The 20334-nt window shown below is 52.8% G+C and carries 19 protein-coding genes; 14 read left to right on the top strand and 5 right to left on the bottom strand.

Annotated elements, in window-relative coordinates:
- Positions 1-175: 175 nt before the first annotated feature.
- The 4 genes from AC23NW_RS17480 to AC23NW_RS17465 are packed head-to-tail and all read left to right on the top strand — an operon-like array spanning position 176 to position 3888.
- Positions 176-997 carry a hypothetical protein gene (locus tag AC23NW_RS17480; RefSeq protein ID WP_487450910.1) on the top strand — a complete coding sequence of 274 codons (822 nt, stop codon included), beginning with the start codon at positions 176-178 and terminating at the stop codon, positions 995-997.
- A gap of 21 nt (positions 998-1018) precedes the next feature.
- Positions 1019-2050: a S41 family peptidase gene (locus AC23NW_RS17475; protein WP_487450909.1), complete on the top strand. Its 1032-nt coding sequence runs from the start codon at positions 1019-1021 to the stop codon at positions 2048-2050.
- Between the two features lie 30 nt (positions 2051-2080).
- Complete coding sequence (locus AC23NW_RS17470; protein WP_293844004.1) at positions 2081-3112, top strand: sensor histidine kinase; 1032 nt, start codon at positions 2081-2083, stop codon at positions 3110-3112.
- On the top strand, positions 3109-3888 hold the full coding sequence (locus AC23NW_RS17465; RefSeq protein WP_487450908.1) for a LytR/AlgR family response regulator transcription factor: 780 nt from the start codon (positions 3109-3111) through the stop codon (positions 3886-3888). Before AC23NW_RS17470 ends, AC23NW_RS17465 begins: the two co-directional genes overlap by 4 nt.
- A gap of 29 nt (positions 3889-3917) precedes the next feature.
- Here AC23NW_RS17465 and AC23NW_RS17460 read toward each other — a convergent pair whose 3' ends face one another.
- On the bottom strand, positions 3918-4832 hold the full coding sequence (locus AC23NW_RS17460; RefSeq protein ID WP_487450907.1) for a DMT family transporter: 915 nt from the start codon (positions 4830-4832) through the stop codon (positions 3918-3920).
- A gap of 49 nt (positions 4833-4881) precedes the next feature.
- Positions 4882-5895, bottom strand: a complete 1014-nt coding sequence (dusB, locus tag AC23NW_RS17455; RefSeq protein ID WP_487450906.1) for a tRNA dihydrouridine synthase DusB — start codon at positions 5893-5895, stop codon at positions 4882-4884.
- Positions 5896-6097: 202 nt separating this feature from the next.
- Here dusB and AC23NW_RS17450 point away from each other — a divergent pair, with 202 nt between their 5' ends.
- The 7 genes from AC23NW_RS17450 to AC23NW_RS17420 all read left to right on the top strand — a co-directional run bounded on the left by AC23NW_RS17450 (position 6098) and on the right by AC23NW_RS17420 (position 13046).
- Entirely contained in the window at positions 6098-7063 is a 966-nt protein-coding gene (locus AC23NW_RS17450) for a CPBP family intramembrane glutamic endopeptidase (RefSeq protein WP_293844015.1), read from the top strand.
- 9 nt (positions 7064-7072) lie between these two features.
- Complete coding sequence (locus AC23NW_RS17445; protein ID WP_071506421.1) at positions 7073-7285, top strand: putative signal transducing protein; 213 nt, start codon at positions 7073-7075, stop codon at positions 7283-7285.
- Positions 7266-8099, top strand: coding sequence for a phosphatidate cytidylyltransferase (locus AC23NW_RS17440; protein WP_487450904.1), 834 nt, complete (start codon positions 7266-7268; stop codon positions 8097-8099). The genes AC23NW_RS17445 and AC23NW_RS17440 overlap by 20 nt, the downstream gene beginning before the upstream one ends.
- Positions 8100-8214: 115 nt before the next feature.
- Positions 8215-8940, top strand: coding sequence for a carboxypeptidase-like regulatory domain-containing protein (locus AC23NW_RS17435; protein WP_293844456.1), 726 nt, complete (start codon positions 8215-8217; stop codon positions 8938-8940).
- A 104-nt stretch (positions 8941-9044) separates the two neighbouring features.
- Entirely contained in the window at positions 9045-9515 is a 471-nt protein-coding gene (locus AC23NW_RS17430) for an Lrp/AsnC family transcriptional regulator (RefSeq protein WP_293844459.1), read from the top strand.
- 94 nt (positions 9516-9609) lie between these two features.
- Entirely contained in the window at positions 9610-10545 is a 936-nt protein-coding gene (locus AC23NW_RS17425; RefSeq protein WP_487450902.1) for a polysaccharide deacetylase family protein, read from the top strand.
- Between the two features lie 83 nt (positions 10546-10628).
- Entirely contained in the window at positions 10629-13046 is a 2418-nt protein-coding gene (locus AC23NW_RS17420) for an ABC transporter permease (RefSeq protein ID WP_487450901.1), read from the top strand.
- 111 nt (positions 13047-13157) lie between these two features.
- Here the strand turns inward: AC23NW_RS17420 and AC23NW_RS17415 are convergent, their stop codons facing one another.
- The 3 genes from AC23NW_RS17415 to AC23NW_RS17405 all read right to left on the bottom strand — a co-directional run bounded on the left by AC23NW_RS17415 (position 13158) and on the right by AC23NW_RS17405 (position 16440).
- Positions 13158-13535 (bottom strand): DUF1801 domain-containing protein, encoded by a 378-nt coding sequence (locus tag AC23NW_RS17415; protein ID WP_487450900.1) that lies wholly within the window; start codon positions 13533-13535, stop codon positions 13158-13160.
- 120 nt (positions 13536-13655) lie between these two features.
- Positions 13656-15314, bottom strand: coding sequence for a glycoside hydrolase family 43 protein (locus AC23NW_RS17410; protein WP_487450899.1), 1659 nt, complete (start codon positions 15312-15314; stop codon positions 13656-13658).
- Between the two features lie 121 nt (positions 15315-15435).
- Positions 15436-16440 (bottom strand): pectinesterase family protein, encoded by a 1005-nt coding sequence (locus AC23NW_RS17405; protein WP_487450898.1) that lies wholly within the window; start codon positions 16438-16440, stop codon positions 15436-15438.
- 212 nt (positions 16441-16652) lie between these two features.
- Here AC23NW_RS17405 and AC23NW_RS17400 point away from each other — a divergent pair, with 212 nt between their 5' ends.
- The 3 genes from AC23NW_RS17400 (at position 16653) to AC23NW_RS17390 (ending at position 20270) form a co-directional block, all read left to right on the top strand.
- The gene (locus AC23NW_RS17400; protein WP_487450897.1) at positions 16653-17264 is read left to right on the top strand and encodes a trimeric intracellular cation channel family protein; all 612 of its coding nucleotides are present in this window, start codon (positions 16653-16655) and stop codon (positions 17262-17264) included.
- 48 nt (positions 17265-17312) lie between these two features.
- Positions 17313-18065 carry a hypothetical protein gene (locus tag AC23NW_RS17395; RefSeq protein ID WP_487450896.1) on the top strand — a complete coding sequence of 251 codons (753 nt, stop codon included), beginning with the start codon at positions 17313-17315 and terminating at the stop codon, positions 18063-18065.
- A gap of 216 nt (positions 18066-18281) precedes the next feature.
- The gene (locus AC23NW_RS17390; RefSeq protein WP_487450895.1) at positions 18282-20270 is read left to right on the top strand and encodes an alpha-L-arabinofuranosidase C-terminal domain-containing protein; all 1989 of its coding nucleotides are present in this window, start codon (positions 18282-18284) and stop codon (positions 20268-20270) included.
- The last annotated feature ends 64 nt before the right edge of the window (positions 20271-20334 follow it).

Raw genomic sequence — 20334 nt, 5'->3', positions numbered from 1 at the left:
CCAGGAAGCCGGCACTGTTACACATGCGGCCCCCACCCGCGGGGAATATGCCATCGGACTGCGATTCGGAGCTGATTTTTCCGGATTGAGCACAACTCTTTTCCACTTCGTCGGGCGATTGTTTTATCCGTCACTGCCAGCTATGAATTTTGTCAGGTAATCAGACAACAGATCAATGAACACGCTACAAAAAATTGCCCTTGGCTTCACTGCGCTTACCATCATACCCGCAACCGCTTCGGCCCAGTACCGCAACAGCATTGGCTTTTCGGTGGGCACGTTTAGCCTGCGAACGCTTGACCAACAGGCTTCTCCATTACGGTATACGGGTACGATCCGGCCGCTATACGGATTGAGCTACCGCCGTCGCACCAGCGACTCCCAATTCAACCTGCGGCTGTCGGGCGGGTTAGGGACGATGAACCCCGAACGGTTTGGCCCCCGCACGTATTCGACCACATTTGACGACGGCAAACCCTTCTCCTACCAGATTTCGTCGGCCCTGTACCAGGTTAACCTCGAAGCCGGCTACCTCCGGCGTATTGGCGGACCTGAACCAGGCCGCCTCAACACCTGGGTTGGCGGCTCGGTATCCGAATCGTTATTGTATGCCGACGAAGTCGCCAACTTTCCGTGGGTTATCAACACCGCTACGCTATCGCCTGTTGTCCAGACAGACTACGCTTTTGCGAACCATCACAGCCTGACGCTGCGGGTCGATATGGCCGTTATTGGCCTGATTACCCGGGCCATCTGGGCAAACTTCCCCAAATCAACCAGCGATAATAACGTGGCGGCCTATTTCCGGCAGGGGACGCACCCGGCAACCGCGAACCGGCTGGGCAACGTGAATGTACAGCTTGGGTATTCCTACCGCATCAGTCCGCGCCTGAGCGTGGGTACTACCTACCGCGCCCGTTACCTGAATTATCCCGATCCACGGCCCGTTCGGTTACTCAACAGTTCACTCATGGTCGAAAGTGAAATCCATTTTTAATCACAGTAAGCAACAACACTCATGAAAAAGCTACTATCTCCTGCACTCCTGTTCTTCATTCTGATCAGCTCTCTGACGGCTTGCACCAACCGGCTGCTGAACCCCGAAACGTCTGACAATCCGGTTGCGAATTTCGACTATCTTTGGGGTGAATACGACCGCCTCTACGGTGCCTTTGAGGCTAAGAAACTGGATTGGCATGCGCTCTACAATACCTACCGTCCGAAGGTAAACGAGCAGACTACCGATGCCGGCTTGTACCAGACCATGACTGACCTGCTGGCCCATCTCGACGATAACCATGTCTACCTCCGCCCGACCGCAAACACAGGACTGCCGTGGTATAACGGAGGAATACTGGGCCGCACAAAAACCGTCGATTACGACGGAACCGTGGTGAAACGTTACCTGAGCGACAGCCGGGCCTTTACCAATGAAATGGTGTGCAGTAAATTACCCGGCCAACTGGGGTATATCCTGCTGAAAGGGTTTGAGCGTGACTACAGCACCTATGCCCAAACCATGGACTCCGTGCTTACGTACTTACAGGACACCAAAGGGCTGATTATTGAACTGCGCGAAAACGGTGGAGGCGAAGACCGCGTGGCACAGTATATTGCCAATCGATTTGCGACCGAACGGCACCTGTCGTTTACGGCACGGTTACGCAACGGCCCCCAACACACTGATTTTGGTCCTGAACTACGTTTTTATACCGAACCAGCCGGTCATTTTCAGTACACGAAGCCTGTTGTGATACTGACCAACCGGTCGTCGTATAGTTCAGCGGAGACGTTTGTGCTGGCGATGCTTCAGAATAAAACGGTTACGCAGGTAGGCGACACCACGGGTGGGGCACTGTCGGATGCCATCCCGCGCGACCTGCCCAACGGCTGGAGTTTCCGCGTTCCTATCGCCGATGTACGCGATGCCACAGGACGGAATCTGGAAGGCATCGGTATTGTGCCGAAAGTGCTGGTCAGGAATAAGCCTGAGGAGCTGAAAGCCGGACGCGACCGGGCACTGGAAACCGCGATGGAGTTGCTTCGCTGATATCCGTTTACGCCTTAAACACCTTTTCTAATGTATCTGAATGACCGTTGGTTGCGGCTGGCTGGTATTCCCCTGATTACGCTGCTGGGCGACTGGATTTTTTACGACGAAATCAACCGGCAGCACGGCTGGCCGTTCTGGTTCGATTATCTCGTAGGGCTGGCCGAGGTGTCGCTGCTATGGACAATCAGCCGGTTTGGCATCCTGCAATCGCGCCGCCGGTATCCAACCCTGAGCCAGTCGCCACGACGCGTAGTTTTTCAGGCACTTTGGTTTATCCTGATAACCAGCGCCTTTCGGCTGACAACCTCGTTCATCTACGATATAACCCTTTTTTGGGGCTACCACTATACGCCTCTCCGTTATTTATATAACATAGCTGTAGGGGTTTTCTGTGTCATTCCGGTGGCGGCTATTTATGAAGGGCTTTACCTGTATCAACAATGGCGAACGAGCTATCACGAAGCGCAGGAACTCAAGAAAATGACGCTGCAAAGCCAGCTGGAGTCATTGCGGGAGCAGGTAAAGCCGCACTTCCTTTTCAATAGCCTGAACACGTTGCAGGGATTGGTCATGGAAGACGAAAAAGAACAGGCAGTGCAGTTTATTATCAATCTTTCGCAGGTGTATCGGTATCTGCTGCAAAGCAACGAGCAGCCGCTTATTACGCTGGAGAGCGAACTGAGCTTCGTCCGGGCCTATATCAGTCTGCTGAAAACGCGGTTTGAGCAAGGGCTGGCGTTACACATCGACGTTGACGCCGACAAACTGGCCTATACGCTGCCTCCGCTGACGGTGCAACTGCTGGTCGAGAATGCAGTAAAACACAATCGGGTGTCGACCGCCAGCCCGCTGATTATCCGTATTCAGACCGATGCTGCCCGGAACATCGTGGTAACGAATAACCGGCAACCCAAACAATCGACGCTTCTGTCGAACCGGATGGGCCTGAGTAACATTGCTGCCCGGTACAGGCTGTTGAACCAGCCCGACATAATCATTCATCAAACCGATACGATGTTTCAGGTGAGCGTTCCGCTCATAAAACCCGCATTGCCATGAACATACTGATTGTTGAGGACGAAGCCGTAGCCGCCCGTCAATTAAAATCCATGATTGGCCGGGTCAGTGCCGATAGTACGGTACTGTCGGTATTGGAGAGTATCGAAGCCTCCGTCGCCTACCTCCGTCAGCATCCTCAGCCTGACCTTATCCTGCTGGACATTGAGCTGTCGGACGGGCAGAGTTTCGAGATATTCAAACAGGTAACCGTCACGTGTCCGGTCATCTTCATAACGGCCTATGACGAGTATGCCCGGCGTGCGTTTGAGGTCAATAGTGTTGATTATCTGCTGAAGCCCGTTGAAGAAGCGGCCCTACGAAAAGCCTTCGATAAGTTCCGGCAGCTGCGGCAGACCTACGGTGGTCCGGGTGGCCTGCAACTACCCGTCAATGAGTTGTTACAACAGATTAACAAGTATATGCAAACCGCGACGCACTACCGCGACCGGTTTCTGGTTCATCAGGGACAACGATTGTTGCCTATTGATGTCGAAGAGGTTGCCTACTTTTTTTCAGCCAACAAACAGAGTTTTTTGAAAACCCTCGCCGGTAAGCAGTATGCGATCGACTACTCACTTGACGAACTCGAACAAATGCTCGATCCGCGCCGGTTCTACCGCGCCAGCCGGCAGTTTATCGTTGGCCATAAAGCTGTCCGGAAGGTACATTTATTTTTTAACAGTAAGCTTAAAGTAGATGTCATGCCACCGGCTGACGATGAGCTTATCGTCAGCCGCGACAAAGCGATGGCCTTCCGGCGGTGGCTGGGCGAGTAGTCATACCAGCATCCGTTTGTCTTACGGCACTACTTGTTGGTCAGATAAATCCCCAGCAGGCAGATACCCATTCCGGCATACTGCGTAAAATAAACGGCTTCTCCATCGACTATGCCCCAGCCCAGGGCCACAATCGGGATCAAGTAGGTAACCGACGAGCCGAATACCGGCCCCGCCAGCTGTACGATCCGGTTAAACAGGATCGTCATGACGCCTGATCCAAGAACGCCTAACACAATCAGGGCCGACAGACTGCGGCCAACGCCCGGCTCCTGCAACCGCTGTAACACATCGGTCGGCAACAGCGTCAGCAGCGCCAGCGGACCAACGGCCATAAAAATCCAGCTGGTCGATACCAGTGACGGCATATGGCCCAGATACCGGCCAATCAGGTTAATGTTGGTGCCGTAACACAGGGTGGCAATTACGACCAGCAACGCATAGCCATTTACGGTAAAGCTGCCCGTTGTGCTGAAGAATACCAATAATACGGACCCGACCAGACCGAGCAGAATACCGGCCAGCTGACGGCCCGGAATTTTCCGGCCAAAGAAAAATGCCCCGATCAGCAGCGTAAACAACGGACTCAGTGAGTTCAGCGCACCTGAGAGGGAACTGTTGAGGTGGGCGCCGGCAAAAGCAAACATAAAGGCCGGTATCAGATTACCAAGCAGGCCCGCCGCCAGCAGCACGACCCACCGCTGTTTCACGGATGCCCGGATTTCGGGCTGGCGGCTCTGATGGGTCAGAAACGGGATAAAAAATAGCCAGGCCAGCAAAATGCGGCCCGCAGCGACCTGCTGCGAAGAAAAGACCTCAAGGCTGCGTTTGATGAGGATAAAGGAACTGCCCCAAACCAGTGCGAGGATACACAGAAATGCCCAGGCAACCCATGTACGGACAGGGGTCGCCGGCACCGAAGTTGCCGTAGATGTTTCAGTCATTAAAAGGTAGTATGTCAGGTTGTGTATTCAGCACTTGGGGCAGCAACGACTACGACAGCACAGCATCGGGCTGGTAAACCTGCTGCACGGTTTCCAGAATGGCCAGCACTTCGGGATAGGTATCGGCCGTTACGAGCTGGGCGCGGTACTGCTTGAAATTGTCAAGTCCTTTGAAATAGCTGGCGTAGTGGCGGCGCATTTCAAAAATTCCGACCCGCTCCCCTTTCCAGCGAATCGAGAAATCGAGGTGTTTCAGGCACACATCAATCCGGTCACTGATGGTCGGTGCCGGCAGGTGTTCGCCGGTTTTCAGGAAATGCTTGATCTCGTTGAAAATCCACGGATAGCCGATGCTGGCGCGGCCGATCATGATGCCATCGACCCCGAACCGGTTTTTATACTCCAGCGCCTTTTCAGGCGTATCGATGTCGCCGTTTCCGAAAATCGGAATGGTAATGCGGGGATTTTCCTTGATCCGGCCGATCAGTGTCCAGTCTGCGTCCCCTTTGTACATCTGCACCCGGGTGCGGCCGTGTACAGTCAGGGCCTTAATGCCGATGTCCTGCAGGCGTTCGGCAACGTCAAGAATATTTTTGGTGCTGTCGTCCCAGCCCAGGCGCGTTTTGACAGTCACGGGCAGGTGCGTTCCCTTCACAACGGCTTCCGTCATTTTCACCATCTTGGGAATATCCTGCAACAGCGCCGCTCCGGCCCCGCGGCAGGCCACGTTTTTGACCGGGCAGCCGTAATTAATATCGATCAGATCGGGGTTAGCGCGGGTAGCAATTTCGGCGCAGCTGCCCATGGTCTCAATATCAGAGCCAAACAGCTGAATCCCGATCGGCCGCTCGTATTCAAAAATGTCGAGTTTCTGCACGCTCTTGGCAGCATCGCGGATCAGTCCTTCCGACGAAATAAATTCGGTATACATCAAATCGGCGCCATTGGCCTTACAGACCGCCCGGAACGGCGGATCGCTGACGTCCTCCATCGGCGCTAACAGCAATGGAAACTCACCTAAGTCAATGTTTTCGATTTTTACCGGTTTATTCTGGTTGCTCATAATTTGTTAATGCTGGTTCTACCCGTTTCTCCGAAACACCGTTCCCGCCCCGAATCGTTCCTCTTTTTTCCGGCAGACCGGATTACAGAATTTACAGGATCAGGGGCTGATCACCCCGGAATCCTGTCTAACGTAACCTCAATGACAGTTTTTTCGGTCCGGAACAGACTTAAACTCAATTCTCCCGTAAATTTACGCAATTATGCAACCCAACTATACATCACCTGCCGGCGGATTCAACGGCATCACACCGCTGCGCAGCCTGTTACTGCTCACCGGCTGCCTGCTGCTGGGCATGACGCTGGGCGCGCTGCTGGCCGATGGCACCGTATATATACTGTCGCCGCTGTTCGGGCAGGACCCGCCGCTGCGGCTGCTGCCGCTTATTAAAAACCCTGCCCGTTACCCCAACGGCTGGCCCTTGCTGATGATTGCGCAGGGGGTCAATCACCTGTTCAACTTCCTGATTCCGGTGCTTGTCTACTGGAAAGTCTTTGAACGCAGCAGCTTTTCCGCCGCAAATGACCGGCCGTTGGCTGCCGTGTCGGGGCTTGGTCTGGTGGTGATGCTGGTGATTATTTTTATGCCGTTCAACGCCCTGCTCATTGAATGGAACCAGAATCTGACACTGCCGGAAACGCTCGCTCCCGTTGAGAAATGGATGCGCGCCAAAGAAGATGAGCTGTCCGGGCTGACAAAATTTCTGACCAGCTTTACCTCCACCGGTCAGCTGGTGCTGGCTATACTCATCATTGCCATCATTCCGGCTATCGGCGAAGAAGCGTTGTTCCGGGGCGTTCTTCAACGGAACTTCATCCAATGGACCGGCAACATGCATGTCGGTATCTGGCTGGCAGCGGCCATTTTCAGCGCCATTCACATCCAGTTTTACGGCTTTTTCCCGCGGATGCTGCTGGGTGCGCTCTTCGGTTACCTGTATGCGTGGTCCGGTAACCTGTGGGTACCTATTCTGGCCCACTTCGTAAATAACGGGTTTACGGTACTGATGGTCTATCTCAATAAGCAGAAGGTGGTTTCGGTGAATATCGAAGAAACCGAATCCGTTCCGGTTTTAGGCGCTTTGGTGTCAATGGTTCTTTCATTCGGAATATTGTACTATTTTCGTCAAATCAACCAAACCAGGCCATCCGGTTCAGAACGGCTTTAGTCAACGCGTATGTTAGTAAACTGGGAAAAAGTCCTGACAACACCACTCCCGTTCCGGGCCGAACTTGCGAAAGCCTTGCTGGCCGAACATGATATCCAGGCCGTAGTTGTGAACAAAAAAAGCAGTAGTTACCCACCTTTTGGCAATTGTGAGTTGTTTGTTCCGCAGGAACACGCCATTGTTGCCAAAGTAATTCTGGATAATGAAACCACGTTTAGCTAATTTATCTAATCTGCAGCAACGGATTATTGCCGCCATTGCAGGGATTTTTCTGATTCTTGGCGCCATTATGTACGCCGACTGGAGTTTTGTTCTCCTGTTCTGTACCATCAGTGCACTCACCCAGATTGAATTTTACCGGCTGCTCGGCCTCGACGGCAACCAGCCGCTTACGTTTTATGGTACGGTGGTCGGCTGTTTTATCTGCCTGCTCACCTTTTTTATCGAAAAGGAGTTTATTCCGCACGATACCTACTTTCTGATTTGCCCCGTGGCCTCGATGGTGTTCCTCATCAAGCTGTACAAAAAGAAAGACATGAAGCCGTTCACCAACATTGGCTTTACGTTTCTGGGTATTATTTACGTGGCGGTTCCCTTTGCCCTGCTGAACGTGCTGGCACTCCGGGGAGGCAGCTATCATCCTAAAATAATCCTTGGCTGTCTGATGCTGCTGTGGGCCAGCGACATCGGGGCTTATTTTGCCGGCACCAAATTCGGCCGCCGTAAACTGTTTGAACGGGTATCCCCGAAAAAATCGTGGGAAGGCAGTCTGGGCGGGGCGGCCATGGCGGCGGTAATCGCTTTTATCCTGACCATCTACGCCCCCGATCTGAAGCCCTGGCAGTGGTACTGCGTCGGCGGTATTATTGTGGTTACCGGTACGTACGGCGACCTCGTTGAATCGCTCTTTAAACGCAGCATTGCCATTAAGGACTCGGGCAGCAGCATTCCCGGCCACGGCGGGTTTCTGGACCGCTTCGACGGCCTGTTGCTGGCCGCGCCGTTTATCATTACCTTTCTGAAGCTGTTTGCCTGAAAACGGTGAAACTCCTAACAAATCTTAAAATATTCGATTAGATAAGTAAGGATTCTGTTTCCTTTCGTTATTTTGTAATACATCAGCCCAAAACGCTGACTTAGTAAGGTAATTCATGAACGCTGTACTAACGAAACTAACTATACTCTTTCTTCTGATCTGCCTGGCCGGCGTTTTTACTGAAACAAAGGCGCAGGGACAGGAGCGGCAAGTGACCTTTACCGGCTTTTTGACGGGGGGAAAAAGTAACGAACCGTTGCCGGGCGCGTATATCTACATCCCGCGCGCCGGCCGTGGTGTTCTGTCGGCCAATAACGGTTATTTTGCGCTGCCGGTTTTTCCGGGCGACAGTATTATTTTCAGCTATGTCGGCTATAAGACCCAGTATCATATCATTCCGCGCCGGCTGACCGACGTGACCTATTCGGCGGTTGTGGCTCTTCAGGAAGATGTCAAAACGCTGGCCGAAGTAAAGGTCTATCCGTACGCCACCGAGCAGTTGTTTAAGGAAGCCTTCGTGAACATGAAGCTTCCCGACGAAAAAGAGCGGGAGAATCTGGCCAAAAACATGGACCCGATGTACCTGATGCGGATGTCGGCCATGACACCGATGGGGGCCGTGGCCAATCACCAGTATTTCATGAACCAGCAGATTTTCGGGCGTGATGCCATTACCAGCCGTGGTCAGGCCAATACCATTCCGTTCCTGAACCCACTGGCATGGGCCAACTTTATCCGGTCGATCAAGCGGGGCGACCTCCAGAGCAAGGAATACCGGAAAGTGTTGAATCAGGCGCCGCCGGAGAACCTGAAACGCGACGATCTGCTGCGCGAAAACTGATTCAGGGCGTCTTTTGCCCATAAAAGGTGCGATGATACGGGTAAAACAAGGTATTTTCCCGGGATCATCGCACCTTTTCCTGTTTTGTCTATTACTTTGTCCGCATGATCACTGATTTAGACAAAACCGACCGCCTGATTCTGACCCTGCTTCAGGAAAATGCGCAGCTGACCATGCAGGAAATCGGCCAGCGCATCAACCTGTCCAAAACGCCGGTTCATGAACGGATCAAACGCCTGGAACGCGAAGGCTACATTGACCGCTACGTTACCATCGTCAACAAAAAGAAACTCGGCAACCTGTTGCTGGTGTATTGTCAGGTTACGCTGGATAAGCAGACCCGCGACACCTTCGCGGATTTTAATAAGGCGATCAACGACATGCCCGAGGTACTGGAATGTGTCCTTGTCTCCGGCACGTTCGACTACCTGCTCAAGGTTATCATCCGCGACATGGAGAGCTACAACCGCTTTTACCAGGAACGTCTGTCGGTGATTCCCGGTATCCTGCACATCAGCAGTTTTTTTGTGATGGACGAAGTCAAAAGCACGACCAACATCCCCGTTAACACCTAAGTCAGGCGGTCGCTCCGGCCGTACGAAAGAAAAAAAGAGCACACCACGTTAAGCCTGCTACTTTCGCTTATCTTTTGGGCATAATTTTTTGATTATGCTTAACAAACGACGCCTTTACATGACACTGGCCGGCGCGGCCTGTACCGTTGGCCTGCTCACCGGCTGCCAATCCGGCACCAAACAGGAAGACACCGCCGCTACGGCAACAACCGCTGCCCACGCCGACACACCGGACAGCGCTGCCACCAAAACAGCAGCACCGCCGGCAGCCACTCCGGCTACCGACCCGGCAACGATTCCTGCCGATAAAGTAGCCGATGCGGCTACAATTCTGTCACGCCCGCAGGTGCCCATCCTGTGCTACCATCAGGTCCGCGACTGGCGGGCGAAAGACTCAAAAAGTGCGAAGGACTACATCATTCCGGTGGCTGCCTTTAAGGAGCACATGAAGATGCTGGCCGACAGCGGTTACCATACTATTCTGCCGGATCAGCTGTATGCCTACCTGACCACCGGCGCAAAGCTGCCCGAAAAACCGGTGATGATTACCTTCGACGACGGCGACCTCGATCAATACGAAACCGCCCTGCCGGAGCTGGATAAATACGGGTTCAAGGCTTCATTTTTCATTATGACCGTGGCCATTGGCCGGCGCGGGTACCAGCCCTACATGGACAAGGCCCAGATTAAGGATCTCGCCGACCGTGGACACACGATTGGCCTGCATACGTGGGATCACCATAACGTAAAAAAATACCAGGGCGACGACTGGAAACTTCAGATCGAAGAGCCGAAGAAGAAACTGGAAACCATTATCGGGAAGCCGGTCTATCATTTTGCGTATCCGTTCGGGCTCTGGAACGAAGCGGCCTTACCCGAGCTTAAAAAGCGGGGGCTGCTGACGGCCTACCAGCTTGCCGAAAAGAAACGCGATCCGAGTGATCCGCTGTTCACCATCCGCCGGATTATCGCCGGTGGCCAGTGGAGCGCCAAAACCCTCGCCCGGAACATGAGCGGCAGTTTTCATTGATTTTGTTTCAGGCCCGTTGGAAAACGGGCTTTTTTCTTACCTTGGCAGAGCATTTATATGATCCACTATCGCCAGGTAAGACTATGTTACACCACTCCCTTTTACTTGTTATCCGTCATCTCTGGAAGAACCGTTTCTACTCCTTATTAACAATCGCAGGTCTTGCGATAGGCCTCAGCGCGGCCCTGATCATCTTCAGGGTAGTGAGTTATGATTTTTCGTTTGACCGGCAGCAACCGGACAAAGACCGGATTTACCGGCTTGTTACTCAACCACAAACCAATGGTGTTAGCCCCGGACTTGCCGGCGTACCGTTACCCGTAGCGCTGAACGATTTTTCGCAGGTAGGGGGCGTCGAACTTGCCGTGCCCATCATTCGCGAGTGGACCAATGTCCGGGTTCCTCAATCGCAGGGAGCTTCCTCCTTTTTTATAGAGCCCAAAGATTTAATCCTCACGAACGCCCGGTATTTCCGGTTTTTCCCCCACCAGACCATTGCCGGAGCCGGGGTATCCGCAACGGCGCAACCGGTGCTGATGCGTCCCAACGAGGTAATTCTGACCGAAAGCCGCGCGAAAAAGTATTTCCCGACGCTGACCCCTCAGCAGGTTATCGGCCAAACGATTATATATTTTGATTCGGTAGCCGTACAGGTCACCGGTGTTGTTACAGACCTGCCCTACCTCAGCAGCTTCGACAACAAGGAATTTATGTCGTTATCGACCAGCAAACAGCTGACGGCAGACAATCATCAGTGGCAGGCCGCTAACAGCAATCAGCAGGTACTGCTCAGGCTTTCACCCGCTGCCGACCCAATGCGACTTCAGGAAGCCATTGCAAACTGGCAACAGAAACCATTGCCCGGCAGTCATCTGGTCTTACAACCCTTCTCTGATATCCATTTCGGCGTTGATTACCATGAACCTATGGTACATGCGGATCGCCGTTTGCTGCTCAGACTGATTGGGCTGGCCTTCTTTTTACTGGCTTTAGGCATCATCAATTACATTAACCTGACGACCGCGCAGCTTCCTGCACGAGCCAAAGAAATGGGCATCAGCAAGATACTTGGCAGCCCACACCGGTTAATCGTTGGCCGTATCATCGGGGAGTCGTTTGTGCTGACATCGCTGGCACTCTGCCTGGCACTGATGCTCACCCGACTGTTTTTACCAACTTACAGTTATCTGTTGCCGGCGGGGAGCGCTGATTTTTCGGATGGGCTGCTTACAGGCCTGTTTCTGAGTGGAATACTGATTTTCGTAAGTCTGTCAACAGGCCTCTACCCCGCCTGGCTCCTGATCCGTTTTCAGCCGGCGAATATACTGCGCAATCAGCTTTCGCGGACCCCGCAACCACAGCTTTCACTTCGAAAGGGACTCATCGTTTTCCAGTTTGTGATTGCGCAGGTGTTTATTTTCGGGTCAATCATTGTGTATCGTCAATTGAGCTTTGCACTTAATCACCCGATGGGCTTTGCTCATAAAAATGTATACACATGCCTTACGCCCATAGAGTCAGCGGGAGACAGCTCATTAAGAACGGAAACCTTTCTGGCCCAAATCCGGCAAATACCGGGTGTTCTGTCTGCAAGCACCGGCAACCTGCCTGCGGATCTCTCACGCCGCACATGGTTATTTACCTATACCGGTAAAAACGGTCCTGCATCCGTTAGCATTGATGGTCGTTATGTCGATACGGCCTACCTGCATACATACAGGATTCCGCTCCTGGCAGGTCGTAATCTCCGGCCATCGGCAACAGCGTCGGAGCTTCTCCTTAATGAAGCAGCCGTAAAGGCAATGGGCTATAAGCGACCCGAAGACGCCATCGGGAAGCTTGTACCTGAAAATGCCACCCAACCTTTACCTATTGTCGGCGTCATCAAAAACTTCCACAATACGTCATTACATGAGGCGATCAAACCTCTTTTTCTCGCCTATGACAAACGCGGGTTTGACCACATAACTATCCGGATCGCTCCTGAAAACCTCGCCAGTCAAACAAGCACAATGGCAGCCATTGCGCAACGCTGGCATGCCTTGTTTCCTGACTCCGATTTTGGGCTCCTCCCCTATGACACAGACATTCAGTTGTTCTACAGCAAGGAGGAAACCTTACTTGAAACAGCCGCGCTTGCTACCGGAATCGCCATTTTTATTTCCTGTCTGGGTTTATTCGGATTATCGACCCTGCTGACCCATCAGCGGGCAAAGGAAATCGCGATCCGCAAAGTGATGGGTGCCAGCGTTGCCAATATTCTGTCCATGCTGGCACGTGACTTTGTCAGGCTCGTACTGATTGCCACCGCACTTGCTGCGCCGGTTGCCTGGTATAGTATGCGGCAATGGCTTCAGGGATTTGCCTATAAAGTAGAACTTTCGTGGTGGTTATTTATCCTGACCGGGGTATTGGCCACCATCCTGGCCCTACTTACCATCGGAATGCAAAGCCTGAAAGCTGCCAGCCGCAACCCTGTCCGGTCCCTGCAATCACCGTAGGGCTGAGACGCAAAACCTCTGGAACTGAGACGCTCTGGAACTGAGACGCTCTGGAACTGAGACGCTCTGGAACTGAGACGCTCTGGAACTGAGACGCAAAATATTGCGTCTCTACGAAGTTTGCTGCATGTACTGAAACGCATGACTGATCAACGCCTGAAGTACGTCAAGGTTTACGTCGCTGAGCTTTTTGATGTAGACACAGCCTTTGCCGGTCTTGTGCTTACCAAGCTGCGTCAACAGGGTTTCCCGTTCGGGAAAGTCGCTTGACAGGTACAGGGTCAGGGCATCTTTGCGGGGTGAAAAGCCAACCAGTGGGGCATCACCCTCGCGCCCGCTTTCGTATTTGTAGTGATAACTGCCGAAACCAACGATGGCCGGCCCCCACATTTTCGGAGAGGTACCGGTTTGGGCCTCGATGATACTGACCAGCTGCTGACTGTCGGTACGTTTGGTTTCATCAGGGATGGCGCCAAGAAAAGAGGCCACGCTGTTTGTTGTTTCAACTGTCTTATTTTGAGCCATTTTAACAAAGGAGATCGGGGTGTAAAGCGGTAATGAACAGGGTAGTAAGATACAAAAAAAGCCGGACAATTGCCCGGCTTTCCGCTACTGATTCGGCTCGACCCTGAACCAGTCGAAATCCGCAAACCCGGAGTCGTTGATCTGCGTGGTACGGGTGCAGAACAGCCCCATTTTGGCACCGATCCACTTGCCGGGCTCCGCCTGAAACGGCTCACCGGCAGCGGTGAACGACTGTCCGTCGAGGCTGTAGCTGAACTGGCACTTTGCACCGCCGGTCATTCGTATCCGCAGGTACACTGTTCCGTTCGGCAGTCTGGTCAATACGGTTTCCGCTTCCGGTTTACCGTCAACCGCTTTCCGGCAAACACCATAGACCAGCTCGAGGCCGTCTTTCCGGCTCCGGATTGCCAGACTGGCATAACTCTGCCCCATCAGCACCAGACCGGCTTTTTCATTTTCGAGCTTCGGATTGGCCGTGAACGTCATTTTAGTGGTCGCCGTAAACGCATCGGCGGGGAGCTTCTGCATCAGTATATTCGGCACATCCCACAGGTTTTTAGCATCTTCAGGGACTTTCCAGGAATACAGCCGCAGAAAACCCAGTTTGCTGGTGGTCATCCAGGTTCCTTTCGGATTTGCCTGCCATTGCCACTGAAGCCCTAATGTAAGGTCGTTAAACTCATCAGATTCAGCGGGTGTAGCGATCGGGTATGTTGCACCGACTGCCGGCTTCTGATAGGTCAGTACCGGTTCTCCCTTGCCATCACCGTCGGGGTCAACACCAATCACCGGCCAGTCGTTTATCCAGCGCATGGGTTGCAGGTGCACCACCCGCCCGTAAGCCTCCTTGTCCTGAAAATGCAGAAACCAGTCCTGCTGTGGTTTGCCTTTCACCGGTGGTGTATCCACCCATGCGCCCTGATGCGGCCCGTTGACCGCTGTTTTTCCCTGATCCAGCACAATCCGGCGCTCATAGGGCCCGTAGATGTTTTTCGACCGCAGTACCAGCTGCCAGCCCGTCGGCACACCACCGGCCGGGGCAAAGAGGTAGTAATAGCCGTTGCGTTTGTAAATTTTAGGTCCCTCAATGGTCGGGTCGGTCTCGTGGCCGTCGTAAACAATAGCCCCTTCGTCGATCACCTTCGTACCATCGGGACTCAGTTGCTTCACGGTAATAATGCTTTTGATACCCGCCCGGCTACCGGCCCAGCCATGCACGAGGTATACCTTGCCGTCGTCATCCCAGAGCGGGCAGGGATCAATCAGTCCCTTGCCGCTTTCGACCAGCACCGGCTCCGACCACGGCCCCGCCGGATTGGTTGCCTTTACCATGTAAACGCCGAAATCAGGATCAGGATAATAAATGTAAAACTCGTTTTTGTGGTACCGGATTGCAGGTGCCCACACCCCGTTGCCATGCTGTGTTTTCGCGAAGTGGTCAAGGGGTGGCTGCCGCTTCAGGGCGTGGCCGATTAGTGTCCAGTTCACCAGATCGCGTGAGTGCAGCACAGGCAAGCCAGGCACCGCATCGAAGCTCGACGCAATCATGTAATAATCCTGACCGGCACGGCAGGCGTCAGGGTCGGAATAGTCGGCATTCAGCACCGGATTTTTATACGTCCCGTTTCCCTGATCTGACACCCAGACATTTGAGACATAGGAAGCGGGTTTCGCCGGCGCGTTCTGTGCCCACCCATAAACCGGAAACAGCAACGCAACAGCAGCAAGTGAGATCGTTTTCATGTCGTATTTTTTGACAAATAGTCGGATTAACAGCCGGAATAACCTTTGCCGGAAGATTGTTACTGGTTTACCGCATAAATACGCAACGAAAACAACCAGCAGAAACCAGCAGCAACCAATGTTAACGCGGTTCCCACGGACTCGCCCCGCCGAAAATAGCTTGTAATGTATATCGTTTGGCTTCTTTAGCAGACAGTTGCTTTGACCATTTCACCCGGCCGGCCGGATTCGCGCCGGGGCCTGTACTGCCATATTCCGCATACAGCACGGTCTTTTCATTCGCCGGATTGCTCCAGTTCTGCCAGCCTTCGGGAAGGATATGGGTTCCCATCCCGGTCCGGATAAAGATCGTTTTGGCCTGTGGCCGCCACGGACGCCCCAGATAAACCTTCTGCGCCGCCGGATCAGCCGTCAGCGTACAATCGAAGAAGACAAAACCGTAAGTCTGATAGTCGGGTGTTGCGGCGGCGGTGATGTACGAATTCACGAGGCTTTTGATAGTACAGCCCTGAAATACAGCCGTTGCCTTGCCGAAGATGAAATCCGTCGTGCCTTCGATGTAGCAGTTTTCGTAGTACTGACGGGTGCCCTCGCGCGCAGCAAACAGCGTGTCCTGATTGCCCAGCAACCGGCAGTTCCTGACGATGCACCGGTCTCCCTCCACATGCAGGGCCACCGCCTGCCCGACCCGGCCGGCCGTATTCTGAATGGTCAGGTTTTCAAGAAGAATGTCGGGGGCGTCAACCAGTACCACAAACGACGTGTAGGTGCTGAATTTGTCCTTGCCCGTCGCATCCTTACCGTTCGGATAAGGCTTACCCGAGTAGTCATTGCCGGTAATAATCACCCCGTCGCGGCTTTCGCCGATCAGGTGGATATTGGGTTTCCAGGACGGAATAACCAGTTTTTCGGCATAAGTGCCGTTTTTGATGTAGAGCGTCACCCGCACCTGCGAATGGTCGCGGAAGGCATTGACAGCCTCCTGAATGGTACGAAAATTACCACTTCCGTCCTGCGCCACCGTAAAGGAGGCCGGATACGTAACCGATGCCGGTGGTGTGGTTTGGGCAAATGACGTACTGATTAATACAGTGATAAAAAAGAGAAACAGACTTGCCGTACGCATGTCAGAAAACGGGGTTTAGCAGGGTTCAGATGGCTGGTTTATACCAATTAATCTTTGTTAGATACCATCCATTAGCCGGATTTCCCAGGCGATCCCTGCCTTTTTTTATGCAAACGTTGCCGGGAACGTTACCGGCGGCCATTATTTCCGGGCACTTCCGGCCGTAACCGGTTATTTTTGCCGCCGGATATTAGCTCAACCATTCAACGCACATGACTATCTGGTACCTCACCGACTTGGTGGGCACAAGTGTTTTTGCCATCTCCGGAGCCCTGACGGCCCTCAGCAAAAAAATGTATCACGACCTGTTCAGCATCTTCTTTATCGGCTTCGTCACAGCCATCGGCGGGGGCACCCTGCGCGACATCATCATGGGGTCTCACCCTATTGCCTGGATCCGCGACCCGAACTACCTGATTGTGATTGTCGGCAGTGTGTTGGTAGCGGTGTTCCGGCGGACGTGGTGGCTCGGTGCCCTGAAGCGTCCGTTGTTGCTGTTCGACACCCTGGGTGTGGGCATTTACACGATTCTGGGCCTGCAAAAAGCGCTGAGTACCGGCGTAAACAGCTGGGCTGCGGTGTTGCTGGGCATCATGTCGGCCATTTTCGGCGGCGTCATCCGCGACACCCTTGTCAACGACCTGCCCGTTATTTTCGGTAAGGACCTATACGTGACTCCTTGCTTTACCGGTGCGGTCATTTACCTGTCGTGTGCCACCCTTGGCCTCGACCCCACCCTGAACTTTATCCTATCGGCCGGTACCATCACCCTCTTCCGCCTCCTCGCCATCCGGTACCAATGGTCTCTGCCAAAAATTGAGTAGGTTACGGGGAGTCATCAAAAAGCATTACGAAATCCTGCCTGTTAAGCCATGAAAGAACATAATAGTATTAATCGTTTTTATTTCCTGACAGCCTTTTTTTTAGTCACACTGATTTACTGGTCCTGCCATAATGAAACCTCAAGAAAACAAGCAGGTAAGTCAGTACCGAATGACAGCTTTTTTTTCGACACCCTAACATTTACCAATGATAGCGCCATAAAGCAAAATGTAGAGATTGATCAGAAAACTAAAAACACTAGTATAAACTTCAACGAACTCTCTGTTTCAATAAACAGATTAGTATTGTTCGATGAATCAACAGTAGTAAATGAAACACAAAAAGATATGGTTTATCTTTATGGGGATATCGGCCAAACCATTGAAAACCAATCTATTATTATCTCAACTTCTTTATTAGTAAACCTACAAGTTGACCAACGCTATGAAACAAGCGTCACCATTATGGACGACGGCCCTCACTGCGATCTTGTAAACTGGAAACATTATTTATCAGACTGGAAACCTCTGAAAGCAACAAATGAGAATACATTTACCGGCCATTCGTATTCGGAGGAAGAGTCCCACAGGTTCCCTGTCATTCCAATTACAGAATTAAGAGAAGAAGTTAAGAATCATTGCGGGGATAGATGGACAGCCCTTATTGCCTCAATTAAGTCACCGACAGCGGAACCAGCAGCAGTGGGAATCAGTCGTTATTTTCTTCGGATTCGTGGGAAACGAAGCGACAATAATCTGACAATTACGAAATATATCATGCTTGAAGTAGCAATGGGATGCTAACTACCGAATGCTATCATTCATGTCCCCCCCTAGCACCATACTTCAGCCTGGCGCGCCCCACATACAAATCGGTTGAACTATTTGGAGAATAAATTTTACGCGCTTAAAATTGTGTCAGATTTACACGTTTTGAAAACTCCGGTGATAAACCAGCGCAAAGGGGTGAAAAACGTGCACCGGATACCTTAATCTGCTTAACTTATTTAACCTGTGAACATGATTCAGACTTTACCGAAGGCGGTGGCCGTCCTGCTCGCATCGGCTTCCCTGGCGCTGGCCCAACCGGCTCCCGTCATCAACGTTAATACGGCAAAGCCGGTTGCGGAAATCCAGCCGACGATGTGGGGCGTCTTTTTCGAGGACATTAACTTCGGTGCCGATGGCGGTATTTATGCCGAACTCGTCAAAAACCGGTCGTTTGAGTTTTTTAAGCCGCTGATGGGCTGGAAACAGGAAGGCAAAAAACGCACGGAAGGTGATCTGCTGGTGCAGAACCGCAAGGATGAAGGTAGCAATAACCCGCGCTACCTGCACATTACGGCCAACAACCTCGCTACCGGCGACATGGGGCTGACCAACGAAGGCTTTAAGGGCATGGGCCTTAAAAACGGCCTTCGCTACGATTTTTCGGTTATGTATCGCCTCCTGTCGGGTAGTATCACCCTGCGTGCGGAGCTGCTGAATGAGACGAACGAGGTGGTAGGCAGCGGCGTGCTGACACCAGCCACCAAAGACGGACAATGGCACAAGCAACAGGTAAGCTTTACCGCTTCGCAGACGGTGCAGAAAGGCAAACTCCGCCTGTGGGTGGAAGGCAAAGGCACGGTGGACCTTGACATGGTATCGCTGTTTCCGGAAGATACCTGGAAGGGTCGTCCGGGCGGTATGCGGGCCGACATGATTCAGATGCTGGCCGACATGAAACCGGGGTTTGTCCGGTTCCCGGGTGGCTGTATCGTCGAAGGCCACGATCTGTCGCAGCGGTACCAGTGGAAAAAGACCATCGGCCCCGTGGAAGACCGGCAGCTGATCATTAACCGCTGGAACTTTGAATTTGCCCACCGCCCGGCACCGGACTATTTCCAGACCTTCGGCCTCGGCTTTCTGGAATACTTTCAGGTATGCGAAGACATTGGTGCTGAGCCGCTTCCAATCCTGAACTGCGGTATGGCCTGCCAGTTTAATACCGCTGAACTCGTGCCCCTTGATCAGCTTGATCCGTACGTACAGGACGCTCTTGACCTGATCGAATTTGCCAACGGCGACGTATCTACAGCCTGGGGGAAAAAGCGGGCCGACCTGGGCCATCCCAAACCGTTTAACCTTAAATTCCTCGGCGTCGGCAACGAAAACTGGGGGCCGCAGTACATCGAACGGCTGGCGGTTTTTCAGAAAGCGATTAAGGCAAAATATCCGGACATGAAGCTGGTTTGTTCGTCGGGAACCGATCCGAACGGCGACCGCTTCGACTACCTGAACGGCAAGTTGCGGGCCATGAATGCCGATCTGATTGATGAGCACTACTACCGCCGGCCGGAATGGTTTCTGGAAAATGTGACCCGCTACGATAACTACCCCCGCACGGGCTCAAAGGTGTTTGCCGGCGAATGGGCCGCGCAAAGTGACCGCGTCGTCAGCGTGAACAACAAAAATAACTGGCTCTGTGCGTTGTCAGAAGCGGCGTTTATGACGGGGCTGGAGCGGAATGCGGCTGTCGTCAACATGGCGTCGTATGCCCCGCTGTTTGCGCATGCCGAAGGCTGGCAGTGGACACCTGACCTGATCTGGGTCGATAACCTGCGGGTATATGGTACCCCGAATTATTACGTGCAGAAGCTGTTTTCGGTCCACAAGGGCACGCACGTACTCGACCTGAAGCAGCAGGGGGCGATCGTTGCCGGTACCGACAGTCTGTATGCATCGGCGGTACTCGACCAGAAAACGAATGAGGTGATTGTTAAGCTCGTGAACGTTTCGAACAAGCCGGTTGACCGCACGATTCAGCTCGACGGGGCGAAAAAGCTGAAACCCACGGCTACCCTCTCCCTGCTGACTACCGACAAACTGGATGCGGTCAATACGTTTGAAAACGCCACGGCGGTTAGTCCGGTCGAGCGGCAGATTCCGGTTGATGCCCGCAAAAAAGCCATCACTCTGACGCTGGTGCCGCACTCGCTTTCCGTTATCCGGGTACCTGTTAACTAGATTTAACCACGAAGGCAGGAAGAACCAATGCGGCACGAAGAGGAAACTAGCTGATACTATAATT

This window comes from Arsenicibacter sp. R0_47, from assembly GCF_057652235.1.
The sequence above is the reverse complement of the archived record's forward strand: the minus strand, read 5'-3'. Positions and strand labels throughout refer to the sequence as shown.